8 protein-coding genes are annotated in these 12,652 nt (G+C 39.0%); 7 read left to right on the forward strand and 1 reads right to left on the reverse strand.

What is annotated here, in order from left to right:
• Positions 1 to 25 precede the first annotated feature (25 nt).
• The 3 genes from ESZ26_RS11785 to ESZ26_RS11795 all read left to right on the forward strand — a co-directional run bounded on the left by ESZ26_RS11785 (position 26) and on the right by ESZ26_RS11795 (position 5,433).
• On the forward strand, positions 26 to 3,469 hold the full coding sequence (locus ESZ26_RS11785) for a hypothetical protein (protein ID WP_146799713.1): 3,444 nt from the start codon (positions 26 to 28) through the stop codon (positions 3,467 to 3,469).
• 91 nt (positions 3,470 to 3,560) lie between these two features.
• Positions 3,561 to 4,448, forward strand: a complete 888-nt coding sequence (locus ESZ26_RS11790; protein WP_146799714.1) for a glycoside hydrolase family 17 protein — start codon at positions 3,561 to 3,563, stop codon at positions 4,446 to 4,448.
• On the forward strand, positions 4,441 to 5,433 hold the full coding sequence (locus ESZ26_RS11795; RefSeq protein WP_211361225.1) for a glycoside hydrolase family 17 protein: 993 nt from the start codon (positions 4,441 to 4,443) through the stop codon (positions 5,431 to 5,433). Before ESZ26_RS11790 ends, ESZ26_RS11795 begins: the two co-directional genes overlap by 8 nt.
• Positions 5,434 to 5,579: 146 nt before the next feature.
• Here the strand turns inward: ESZ26_RS11795 and ESZ26_RS11800 are convergent, their stop codons facing one another.
• Entirely contained in the window at positions 5,580 to 7,490 is a 1,911-nt protein-coding gene (locus tag ESZ26_RS11800; RefSeq protein ID WP_146799715.1) for a methyl-accepting chemotaxis protein, read from the reverse strand.
• Between the two features lie 399 nt (positions 7,491 to 7,889).
• Between ESZ26_RS11800 and ESZ26_RS11805 the strand changes: the two genes are divergently transcribed.
• The 4 genes from ESZ26_RS11805 (at position 7,890) to ESZ26_RS11820 (ending at position 12,639) form a co-directional block, all read left to right on the forward strand.
• Positions 7,890 to 9,056, forward strand: a complete 1,167-nt coding sequence (locus ESZ26_RS11805) for a sensor histidine kinase (RefSeq protein WP_190278401.1) — start codon at positions 7,890 to 7,892, stop codon at positions 9,054 to 9,056.
• A gap of 15 nt (positions 9,057 to 9,071) precedes the next feature.
• Positions 9,072 to 9,893: a LytR/AlgR family response regulator transcription factor gene (locus ESZ26_RS11810; RefSeq protein WP_146799716.1), complete on the forward strand. Its 822-nt coding sequence runs from the start codon at positions 9,072 to 9,074 to the stop codon at positions 9,891 to 9,893.
• A 202-nt stretch (positions 9,894 to 10,095) separates the two neighbouring features.
• Entirely contained in the window at positions 10,096 to 10,860 is a 765-nt protein-coding gene (locus ESZ26_RS11815; protein WP_146799717.1) for a sugar-binding protein, read from the forward strand.
• A 156-nt stretch (positions 10,861 to 11,016) separates the two neighbouring features.
• A complete protein-coding gene (locus ESZ26_RS11820) occupies positions 11,017 to 12,639 on the forward strand; it encodes a glycoside hydrolase family 30 protein (RefSeq protein ID WP_223271633.1) in 1,623 nt (540 codons plus the stop codon).
• The last annotated feature ends 13 nt before the right edge of the window (positions 12,640 to 12,652 follow it).

The raw sequence follows: 12,652 nt of genomic DNA on the forward strand, positions 1-12,652 counted from the left end.
CCTTGAGTTTAGGTAGGAATTAAAAATGAAAATATGTAATAACAACAATCAAGTGACTGGTGAATTTGTCACTATCGCTGACGAACGCTTTTATGCCATCAACAATGTTAATAAGATGGCTCCTTTTTTTGTTAGCGTTATCTCTAATAGTGACCATTGGTTATTTGTTTCATCGACGGGCGGCTTGACCGCGGGTCGAGTATCGCCAGAGACGCCTTTATTTCCTTATGTCACCGTAGATAAAATTCATGAAAGTGAGTTAAATACCGGTTGTAAAACCCTGCTACGGGCTGACACAGGTAGTGAAAAGGTTGATTGGGAACCCTTCAATCGTGAACATGAACTTCGTTTTAATATCACCAGAAACTTATACAAAAACGTATTAGGCAATAAACTGTGTTTTGAAGAAATTCATCATGATTTGCAGTTAGCCTTTCGCTATACCTGGGCAACCAGCGACACCTATGGTTTTGTAAGAAAATGTGAATTAGAGAACTTATCAGATAAACCTTTAAGTGTTGAAATTATTGATGGTTTTCAGAATGTTTTACCTGCAGGTACACCGCGTTTTACCCAGACAAATTCAAGCAATTTAGTTGATGCCTATAAGTGGACTGAGCTAGATGAAAGTTCAGGTCTTGCCTTTTTTACTTTGTTTTCGGGGATCACCGATAGAGCAGAGCCTTGTGAGTCATTAAAAGCCAATACGGTCTTTTGCCTGGGTTTAGATAACACCGATATTTTACTCTCATCTGAGCAATTAAGCGCTTTTCGACGTGGCGAGCAGGTTGAACAAGAAACAACAAAACGGGGTATTCGTGGTGCATTTTTAGTGCATACCACCCTTGAACTTAAGCCGCGCAGTGATAAAAAGTGGCAATTTATTGCTAATGTTGAGCAGACTCAAGGTCAATCTGTTGTCTTGCGTCGTCAGCTAGGCGAACGAAATAAACTTGACGAAGATATCAACGATTCTATAGCGAATGGCTCTGATGCACTAGCACGTATTATGGCTTGTGTTGATGGTTTTCAATTAACCGGTGAAGAGAGCGTTGCTGAGCATCATTATGCCAATGTTTTATTTAATGCCTTGCGTGGTGGTATTTTTGACGATCAATATATGATCTCTGCAGATGACTTTACCAAGACGATTAATTTATTTAACCACAAGGTTTATCAACGTAATCAAGCGCTGTTAGATAGTTTGCCACAAAAGTTAGATTTTGCGGAATTACTGACAGAAATTAAAGCCTCTGGCGATAGCCAACTTGAGCGCTTAACTTCTGAATACCTGCCGATTTCATTTGGTCGTCGTCATGGCGATCCGAGTCGTCCATGGAACCAGTTTGCGATTAAATTGGTTGATGAAAACAATAAGCGTTTGTTAACTTATCAAGGAAATTGGCGAGATATTTTTCAAAACTGGGAAGCCTTAACGTATAGCTACCCGCAATTTATTGAAAGTGTTGTTGCCAAGTTTGTTAATGCCTCAACGATGGATGGTTACAATCCTTATAGAATCACCAAAGAAGGCATCGACTGGGAAGTAGAAGAGCCTGATGATCCATGGAGTTATATTGGCTATTGGGGTGATCATCAAATTATTTACTTGCAAAAGATGCTCGAGCTGTCTAAGCAATTTCACCCAGAAAAATTGACGGCGATGCTACGCCAAACACTTTTCAGTTATGCCAATGTCCCTTATCGCATTAAGTCATTTGATGACTTGGTTAAAGATGCTAAAAGCACCGTTACCTATGATGAATCGCTCGCGCTTAACATTGAACAACGTGTTAAGAAAATAGGCGCTGATGGTAAACTGGTACTCGACTCACAGGGTGACGTTTATCAAGTTAACTTGCTGGAAAAATTATTAGTGCCCTTGTTATCTAAACTCGGTAATTTAGTGGTTGATGGCGGCATTTGGTTAAATACCCAAAGGCCCGAATGGAATGATGCAAACAATGCCTTAGTTGGGCAAGGTTTATCTATGGTGACTTTATGTTACTTGCGTCGTTATGTTTGTTTTTTCCAAGAGTTAATTGCTAATGAAACGCAAGATATTGAGCTGTCTGTTGAAGTTAACGTATGGTTGACTGAGACGGCAACGGCATTAAATAATTTAGTTTCAACGTTAACGCCTGAGCCAGTAACGGTTGAGGTACGCTACCAAAGTACTGCCGAACTAGGCATGGCCGCAAGCCATTACCGTCAAGCTATTTATCGCCAAGAAGGTTTTAGTGGTAAGACGCATCAGCAGATCAGTCAGATCAGTTCAATGTTAAGTGATGCCTTACAAACGATTGAACATACGATTGACACCAACGAACGCGCCGACGGCTTATATAACGCTTATAATTTATTGAGCCTAGAAAATAAGACCTCTACAGTGAAAAATTTGTACCCGATGCTTGAAGGGCAAGTTGCAGCCTTAAGTTCTGGTGCACTTAAACCAAAGCAAGTGGTTGATGTACTCGAAGCGCTTTTTGCCAGTGATGTTTATCGCCCCGATCAAAAAAGCTTTATGCTTTACCCCGACAGAAAACTGCCAAGCTTTTTAGAAAAAAATTGTGTTAATGCCCAGCAGGTACAAGAAAATACTTCGTTGCAACAGATGCTTAAACAGGCTGATGAACGCATCATTTTGCAAGATATTGATGGTCAATATCGTTTCAATGCTGATATGACTAATAGCAATGTTCTACAAGATAAATTAACAGAGCTTAGTCAAGAATATCCTGGCGCACTGACAACTGATAAAACCGCGATATTTAACCTTTATGAGCAAACCTTTAATCATCAAGCTTTTACTGGTCGCTCTGGCGGCATGTTTGGTTTTGAAGGTTTGGGCTGTATCTATTGGCACATGGTTTCTAAGTTGATGTTAGCGGTAGAAGAAAACTTTTTTAGCTGTGTTGAGCAAGGCGAAAGTGACGAGGTAAGGCGACAAATTGCCAGTTTATACTATCGAGTTCGTGACGGTATTGGTTTTAACAAAACACCCCTTGAATACGGGGCATTTCCAATGGACCCTTACTCTCATACCCCTAAACATTCGGGTGCGCAACAACCGGGTATGACAGGGCAAGTGAAAGAAGAAATACTTTCACGTTTTGGCGAGTTAGGTCTTCGCGTTAACGCCGGTGTTGTCTCGTTTGAACCAAGCTTGTTGCAATCATGTGAATTTATTCAGCAAGCCAAGCCATTTCGCTACCTAGATGTTAACAAAAATTGGCAAGAAATAACGGTGCCAGCAATGGGACTCGCATTTACTTGGTGTCAGGTGCCAATTATTTACCAGCTTAACGATGAAGTCGAACCTTCGTTAACAGTGACCTATAAAGAAGGTAAACCGCAAACATTCTCAGCGTTGTGTCTACCTGCTAAAGAGAGTAATGAGCTGTTTCTTAGAAGCGGTCAAATACAGCAATTAACCCTAACGATATCAACCGATAACTTATTCTACTAAGCATTATTTAGCATAAATTTTTTGGTGGTTCGATTAAAGACGGGGTGTTAATACCCCGTCAATTATATAACGATGGATATCGGAGACGAGCATGTCGAGTAAATACAATAAGCATATGTCATTGGCTGGAATGAATCTTGGTCATTCTTCTCGAGAAGACTTACAAAGTGCCGTTACTGGGGTACTTGATAATAAAATTCATGGTATTTCCTTTAGCCCTTATACCGAAGGACAAGGGCCTGGTACTATTATAAGTGAAGCACAGATATCGGCACGTTTGGCGGTTATTTCCCCCAACATTAACTGGATCCGTTCTTTTTCTTGTACTGATGGTAATGAAAATATCCCCAAGATAGCCAAGCAGCAAGGCCTAAAAACCTTAGTGGGTGCGTGGTTAGATGATGATTTAGAAAATAATGAAAAAGAGATTAATAATCTGATAGCAGTTGCGCAGCAAGGCTATGCCGATATTGTTGCCGTTGGCAATGAGGTATTACTGCGTGAAGATTTAACCGAAGCGCAATTAATCGCTTACATAAATCGTGTCAAAGCAGCATTACCGGGTATCGAAGTGGGCTATGTAGACGCTTACTATGAATTTGAAGAACATCCTAATGTTACCGATGCCTGCGACTTGATCTTAGCGAATTGTTATCCTTTTTGGGAAGGCTGTGCCCTTGAGTACTCCATCCTCTACATGAAAGACATGTATCGCCGTGCAATTAAAGCTGGTAAGGGTAAAAAAGTTATTATCACTGAAACTGGCTGGCCGAACGAAGGTCCAGCAGAGTGGGGTGCTGTACCATCTTATGAAAACGCCATTAAGTACTTTTTAGGTACTTATCAGTGGGCAGAAGAAGAGCATATAGCGGTCTTCTATTTTTCATCATTTGATGAGGTTTGGAAAGTTAAAGATGAAGGCGGTGTTGGCGCGCATTGGGGCCTTTGGGATAAAAACGGGAAATTAAAATATGTTTAAAAATCACAGTGATAAAGTCGCAACCATTAGTTCGATGAAGTTGGTTCATGAAAACGCTATTTGTTATTCGGGCTATCGTGACGGGCAAAACCCAAGAGAAGGTCTTTACCCAAGTTATAATGAAGTTAAAGAAGACTTACTTATTTTGCAAGAAAACTGGCGCTACCTGCGACTTTACGATTGTGGACCACACGCCGAACTTGTTCTCGATGTTATCAATACTGAAAAGTTACATTTTAAGGTGATGCTGGGTGTCGATATGGCAGCAGAAATGAGTAATCCTAATTGCCCTTGGGGTGCCGATTTTAGCCAAGAAGTTATTAATGCTAATCGCCAGAAAAATTGTGATGAAATTCATAGTATGATCGCGCTGACCAAAAAGTTTGACGACATCGTATTTTCAGTTTCTGTCGGCAATGAAGCAAGTGTCGAATGGACAGACCATATGGTACCTGTCGATAGTTTAGTAAACTATGTAAAACAAATAAAAAAAGAAATTCATCAACCGGTCACTTTTTGTGAAAATTATGTCCCTTGGACTTATAAACTTGAGCCTTTGGTTGCTGAACTAGATTTTATTTCCATTCATACTTATCCCGCCTGGGAATACAGAACCATGGAAGATGCACTCGAGTATACCAAACAAAATTATTACAGTGTTGCCCATCATTATCCTGACAAACCGGTGATCATCACCGAAGCTGGCTGGACAACGGCATCAAATGGACGGGGCATAGAGCCTTGGAATGCTAACGAAGCGCTACAGGCAGAATATTATCAGCAGCTGCTTGCTTGGACGACAGAAGAAAAAATTCTGACCTTTGTTTTTGAAGCCTTTGATGAACCATGGAAAGGATCTCCAGATAAATTAGAACCTGAAAAACATTGGGGACTCTTTAAAGTCGACCGTACGCCTAAGTTAGTGATGAAAGATATTTATCCAAATAAGGTTATAAACATTAACAAAAACAATGCGGTTGCTTAGTTTTCCTTAACGTTTAACAATCGATAAAAGTAATAACCCAAGGATTTTGTCAGCAAATATTGCTCGCTCAAAGTCGTTGGGTTTTATTTTATTGGCCTAATTTAAAGATTAAAATCCGCTTATTGACCCAATCGATTAACCTTTTTTTATATTTTAAAGCGTTTCACTAAGCTATCAAGGCTCATTGCCATCGCGGTGAGAGACTCACTTGAAGAGGCTATACGGGTTGATATTTGCGCACTATTTTCTGTACTATCACTAATCGTATGTACATGAATATTAATTTCACCGACAACGGCTGCTTGCTCTTCTGTTGCCGTGGCCACTTGAGTGTTTAGATCTGAAATGAGTTGAATATTAGCAACAATTTCATTAAGTGCCTCGGTTGTTTGTTGAGCATCAGTAGCGCCAATTTCGGCGGTCGCTTTACTTTCTCTTACGCTATCAACGGCTCGCTGAGACTCAGACTGTAAGAGGTTGATCATTTTATTAATTTCATCGGTTGACTCGCTGGTGCGCTTTGCCAAATTTCGTACTTCATCAGCGACCACAGCAAAACCACGACCTTGTTCGCCTGCACGAGCAGCCTCAATAGCGGCATTTAAGGCCAGCAAATTTGTTTGTTCTGAAATTCCTCGTATAACATCAAGCACACTACTAATGGCATTACTCTTATTCGCTAAAGATTCAATAGTGACAGAGACTGAATCCATTTTTTGTGCCATCTGGTAAATATTCTCAGTTGATTCTTTAACAACAACTTGTGCATTTTTAGCTTGGGTTATCGCTTCACTCGTCGAGTCAGCCGCATGTGCGGCGTTTGCTGCAATTTCTGTAATGGTTGAACCCATTTCACTAATGGCGGTTGCAACTTGTGTGGCGATATCACGCTGATCTTCAGCATCGAGTTTTGACTGCTCTGCATCTTGAGAAACATCTAATGATGCTTGGCGGACATCTTTTGATGTTTTAGCGACATCATTAACCACCGAGTGTATTTTACTGATAAAAGTGTTAAAACCATGAGCCAAACGTGAGACTTCCTCACTACCGCTTTCATTGAGTCGGTAACTAAGATCACCTTCGCCATCACCCAAGGCTTTAAATAATCCAGCAAGATCATTGATAGGTTGCGTTAAACTTTTTGCAAATACGATACTGATAAAAATAAATACCACAACGATAATAACAAACCAAATCAACATATAATTTCGTGACTCGTTCAACGCTAAGTACAATTCAGCTTTTGGCACCTCTGCAACGACATACCAACCCAAACTTGAGATATAGCTTGTCGCCACAATTAAACTTTCTGTTTCTTGAAAAGCAAATTGTTCTTTTGATAACAGTGTTTGAAAATTTATATCTTTATATATATCAGCAAGGTTCGCCTTTTCACTTTTTGCTTTATCTTGGTGAATTTTTACCAAACCCGAGTGATCAACAAGATATACAAAGCCCGACTCTTCAATCTTAAAGCTGTTTAGGTAATTAACCATGTCATTAAATGATTTGGATAATCCAGAGACACCTCGTCCATTAAGTTGTTGATAGTTGATAAAAACATCTACATTACCGTTTGGGTAAGCGTAAGTACTTGCCGACTCTTGTTTATTACCATTGGTGAACGCAAAAAACCAACCATCAAGACTGTCATTTTTAAGTACACGGAGAAAGCCATCTTGGTTCCAATATTTAGCTGTTTTTCGATCGGCAAAGGAGGCATTACTCAAATTGTTATCTTTAGCGATGTTACTTAGCATATTAATAACGTTAGCTTCATTATCTTTGCTGGCACCAGATCCTATCCAATCAAGTAGAAAAGGGTTAGTGGCAATTGATTTTGTTAACACTTTCATTTCAGAAATTTCGCCATCAACGGCATTACGAACGCGCAGCAGTAGGTTAGGTAAATCAGATTGTTGCAGTCTAGAAATGAGGAGTTCTTTGGCTTTTGAGTGACCGACAAAGCCGACAATACTGGTCGATATGATAACGGCCATTAGCATGGCTATAACCAATTTAGATCGGATAGAAAGGGTGGTCAAAAATCTCATTAAATAGATCCTATGTGCAAGTTTTCTACAAACTTTGCTGTTGCGGCGATTTGAGCATAGAAGCCTTTAAATAAGGTTTTAATATACTTTCGCTCTCAATTTGCTTGAGCTTAACATATCCCGGTAATCTCACCATTTAAAATAACAATAATTCAGCTGTTTTTAAATATAGCTAATATATTCAGTGGATTAAATAAAGACGATCCTTTTACTTAAATACCAACACATACTTTTTATTGATAATAAACTCTCGGTCAGGTGCGCTACCTATGTGGTTAAATTGAGCGGTTTTTTACCTCGATGAGATGAAACGGTCTTTAGTAACGATAGTAGGGAAGTTTTTATTCGACCATTAGCACCGGAACGGGTAGTATAATATCAGATGATTTCGGAGCAAATATGTCTGACAACCCATTATTACGTTTCAATAAATTAATTTCAAAAAAGCCAGAGTATCTATTTTGGGTTTTACAAATCTGCTTTTGGTCTTTCGTTTCATTAATTAGTCTGATTTCGCTAACACTTTGGTATGTTCAAATCGATGTCGAGCACCTAAGTCACACTTTTTGGCAGTCTGTTGTTGGTATCTTCTGCTCATTGCCACTTTATTGGGTTTTTATGAGGTGTTGGAATTCACCTATTTTTATCCGAGTGCTGATAAGCATCATTTCAGTGATTTGTATTTCCTTTATTTGGACACTTATACGAGTCGAACTCTATATAGAACTGACCAGTTCTGACGGTAATTGGGACGAGTTTGGCGGCTGGTATTTTAGTAGTATCTTTATTTTCTTTTGTTGGACCGGTTTTTTTCATGGTATTCGCTATTACCAATTATTGCAATTTGAGCATAAAATGTTGCTTTCAAAAGCAGCTGAAGCGAAAGAAGAGCAATTAAAAAGGGTGAATGCGCAATCTGTGGCGCGAGATGCAAAAATAAAAATGTTACGTTATCAACTAAATCCTCATTTTCTTTGTAACACGCTCAATGCCATTAATTCTCTGATTGAATGTGAGGCTCCTGAGAAAGCTCAACTGATGACCGTTCAGCTAAGTAAGTTTTTACGTTATTCATTGGATAATAACCCCGATACTAAAATAGCGTTAGAATTTGAAATTATCGCCCTTAACTTATATTTAGAAATAGAAAAAACCCGGTTTGGCGAGCGACTTAAATTAGATTTTAGAATTTCTGATGAAGCAAAATTAGCCTTAATACCAAGTTTATTAATACAACCTATTATTGAAAACTCAATGAAACATGTTATCGCGCAAAATGAAGAGGGTGGCACTATCACTTTATGGGCTGATGTTGTTGATGAAATGTTGGTATTAGAATTAAGTGATACCGGCTCTGGAACAGCGGTTGATGGTAGTAAAATGAAAGGAAAAAGGAGTCGAGGTGTCGGCTTGCGTAATATAGATGAAAGACTTAAAGTGTTATATGCAGATGACTACGTATTTAGCCTTAATATTATCCCATCAGGTGGTTTGAAAACTATCATTAAGCTGCCTTTTGAAACGCTTGATGAAATAACACCTGCTAGCCAGTACCAAACTCAATGACGGTGAGTTAAATTTATGACTAAGTTAAGAACAATTATTGTTGATGATGAGCCCTTAGCGCTTAATCTCTTACGTGCTAAGTTAAATAAAATTCCTGAAATAGAAATTATTGCAGAATGTAAAAATGGCCGAGAAGCGATTGAAGCGACCATGGCTTTAGCGCCTGATTTACTCTTTTTAGATATACAGATGCCAGGCATTGATGGTTTTGGTGTTATTAAAAAATTGCAATCTGATATTGTCCCTCTGGTGGTTTTCACCACAGCATTTGAGCAATATGCTTTAGACGCGTTTGATGTGCATGCCGTTGACTATATTCTTAAACCTATTGATGACGAACGTATTCAGCGTGCCATTCAACGTGCGTTGGTCCGTTGTGAAAGTGATGAAGATACTTTAAATAAATCTCGTATTATTAGTGCGATAGATTCGATCAATGAAAGGAAAAATCCTGAGAGTGCTGCCACGCAAAGTATGAGTCTCCCTAAGCTTAATACCGATAAAGTTGAGCGTAAAATCGTCATTAAAGACCGAGACGATATAACCTTGTTAAAACAAACCGACATTGAATGGGTTGACGCAGCAGGAGATTATGTTTGTGTTCATGCGCAAGGGGTTACTCATATCAAACGCTGTACCTTGAAAAACTTGCTAGAAGATTTAGACTCTGAAATGTTTAAACGCGTGCATCGTTCAACCATTGTTAATCTTAATTATATTCAAAAAGTTATTCCTCATACCAAAGGTGAATTTTTTCTTAAGTTAGGTGAGTATGACCAAGTTAAAGTCAGTCGTAATTACCGAGAAGTGATCAAGAGTTTTTTAACTGACATGTAGTATATTGACGACGATAAGTGGTCAACATCACACTTCATCTATAATGGTAATCTTGTTATTACCTTATATTGACCAGCTTACCGCTTCTCAAATCCCCTTTATCGTAATACGGTTGTTATAAATAGCCGCTCATTAGATGATTAATATAACAGTAGATGTTACTCACTTGGGTAAACAATCATTGTCAATTAAGGGATATTGAATGTTAAGTATTAAACAGATAATTATTGCGTCCATTTTTTTTATGGCATTGATATTGCCCTCCTATGCCGCTGATAGCCACGCGGCTAATCGACTTAATTACTATGCACCCCATGCTGAAAAAGCGCCAAAAGTTGACGGTGTTGCCAATGAAACTGTTTGGCAATTAGCACAGTGGCAGAATTTAGATCAACGTTGGTTAGGTCCTGAGTTTTCAAAGGAAGACTTTCAAGGCCGCTATAAAGTGGTGTGGACGCCAGCTAAATTATATATTATGGCTGAAATTGTTGATGACATTCTCATTGATAGCCATCGCAACCCATTCAGCCAATATTGGGATGATGATTGTTTAGAGATTTTTATTGATGAAGACTTCTCTGGTGGTGATCACCAATATAATCACAATGCCCTTGCCTACCATATGTCTCTTGATAATCAAGCGATAGATATAGGAACCAACAAAAAACCGCAGAACTATTCACATCATGTTGAAAGTTATTGGAAACAACAAGGTAATACGGTTATTTGGGAACTAAGCATAGATATTTATAACGATGAGTATCAAGACACAACTGATTCAAGCAGCATTAACAAACCCGTCACCTTGTTTGCGGGCAAAGTGATGGGACTTATGGTGGCTTATTGCGACAACGACGGCAGTGAATTACGTGAGAATTTTATTGGCTCTGAGTCTGCAGAAGGTGGCGCGCCTGACCGTGGTTGGATAGATGCCGGTATGTTCGGTAAGTTAATCTTAGCTAAATAACCGCTTAGATAAGCGTTAATTTTTTCTTTTCCTTCTGCTAGACATGAGTATTATAAAATGAACAATATTGAAAAAACATTCATTCATAAGTTATTTATTATAACAATCACTTCTCTAACCATAATGAGTTGTGCACCGGTAAATCAGGCAACTCAAATGAATAAAAATACTACCGATATTAATTACCAACTTTCTATGACCCAAGAAATATTACTGACTAGTGAAGCTGGTGATAAAATAGCGCCACAGCAGAACTTAACCTTTCAACAAGGTACAGCGACGGGCAAGGTTATTGTTGTAAGACCAGATATTAAAAAACAAAAGATAGTTGGTATTGGCACTTCGTTCACTGAATCTTCCGCTTTTGTGCTTGCCCACTTAACTAAAGATAAGCGAGCCGAGGTAATGGAAAATATTTACGGCGAAAAGGGCGCTAATTTTTCCATAGCACGCACCCATATTGGCGCAACCGACTTTGCTGTGCACGGGCGCTATTCATATGCTGAAGTTAAAGATGACACTAACTTAACCTCGTTTAGTATCGCTGTAGATAGTGATGGTTTTAGCGCTCAACATTACCCAGGTATTAAAGATGAGCAATTTGATTTATTGCCGATGATAAAACAAGCTTACGCGATAAAAAACCAACAAGTTGACAAAGATTTAAAAATTGTCGCTTCCGCATGGACTGCGCCACCTTGGATGAAAACGATTGAAGACTATTATGTTAAGCCAACGCCTGAAAATAATCACCAAGGCACGGGCGGCGAATTAAAACCCCAGTATGTTGCTACTTATGCAGACTATCTTATTAAGTACCTTGATGCATATCAGCAAGAAGGTATTGAACTTTGGGCACTAACGCCAGTAAATGAACCGCATGGCAACAGTGGTCAATGGGAAAGTATGCATTTTACACCTAAAACCCAACGTAGTTTTATTAAGGACCATTTAGGGCCAAAATTAAAAGCCAGTGCACATAAAGACGTTAAATTACTTATTTATGACCAAAATCGTGATGAAATGGAGCACTGGACCGATGAAATATTAGGCGACAAAGCAACGTCTGAATATGTTTATGGCACAGCAGTTCATTGGTACGAGAGCAGTAATCAAGTTAATGAAGAGGTCTTTGATCGGGTTCATGAAAAATTTCCAGAGTTTTCAATTATACATACCGAAGGCACGATTGATGATTTAGGCAAAGATGCACCACAAGGTATCTTAGATCCTGTTCGCTTTAAAGAAAGTAACTGGTTCAAAAATGATGATTTCTGGTGGAATGAAAATGCGACCGACTGGGCATACACGGCAACTTGGGCACCTAAACCTGAGGATCATCCGATATATACACCCGTTCATAGATACGCACGTAATATTATTGTTAGTTTAGATCATTGGTTAGAGGGCTGGATAGATTGGAATATCGTTCTCGATAAACAGGGTGGGCCTAATCACGTAGGTAACTTTTGTGGTGCACCTATTATGATAGATACTGACACAGGTGAGGTTTACTACACCCCAATTTATTATGTACTCGCGCAATTTAGTAAAACCATTCGACCCGGTGATACGGCACTACAGGTTAATCAACAGTTAGACGGTCTAGATAAAGATGCCTTGCACGCCAGCGCTGCGATTAATGATGATGGTTTGGTCAGTGTGCAGTTACTCAATACCACTAAAGCGCCAATAAACTATTCATTACAAATTGGCAGTCAATATGCGCAAGTCTCTATTGCCGCTAATGCTATACAAACAGTGCGTGTTAAGCTTTAAGCTTTGTAGATAA

Source organism: Colwellia hornerae (assembly GCF_007954355.1).
Taxonomy (GTDB): domain Bacteria; phylum Pseudomonadota; class Gammaproteobacteria; order Enterobacterales; family Alteromonadaceae; genus Colwellia_A; species Colwellia_A hornerae.

What these genes read in the sequence shown, in the direction of transcription:
- ESZ26_RS11785 (WP_146799713.1), top strand. Translation starts at nt 26, where the DNA reads ATGAAAATATGTAATAACAACAATCAAGTGACTGGTGAATTTGTCACT.
- ESZ26_RS11790 (WP_146799714.1), top strand. Translation starts at nt 3,561, where the DNA reads ATGTCGAGTAAATACAATAAGCATATGTCATTGGCTGGAATGAATCTT.
- ESZ26_RS11795 (WP_211361225.1), top strand. Translation starts at nt 4,441, where the DNA reads ATGTTTAAAAATCACAGTGATAAAGTCGCAACCATTAGTTCGATGAAG.
- ESZ26_RS11800 (WP_146799715.1), bottom strand. Translation starts at nt 7,490, where the DNA reads ATGAGATTTTTGACCACCCTTTCTATCCGATCTAAATTGGTTATAGCC.
- ESZ26_RS11805 (WP_190278401.1), top strand. Translation starts at nt 7,890, where the DNA reads ATGTCTGACAACCCATTATTACGTTTCAATAAATTAATTTCAAAAAAG.
- ESZ26_RS11810 (WP_146799716.1), top strand. Translation starts at nt 9,072, where the DNA reads ATGACTAAGTTAAGAACAATTATTGTTGATGATGAGCCCTTAGCGCTT.
- ESZ26_RS11815 (WP_146799717.1), top strand. Translation starts at nt 10,096, where the DNA reads ATGTTAAGTATTAAACAGATAATTATTGCGTCCATTTTTTTTATGGCA.
- ESZ26_RS11820 (WP_223271633.1), top strand. Translation starts at nt 11,017, where the DNA reads ATGAATAAAAATACTACCGATATTAATTACCAACTTTCTATGACCCAA.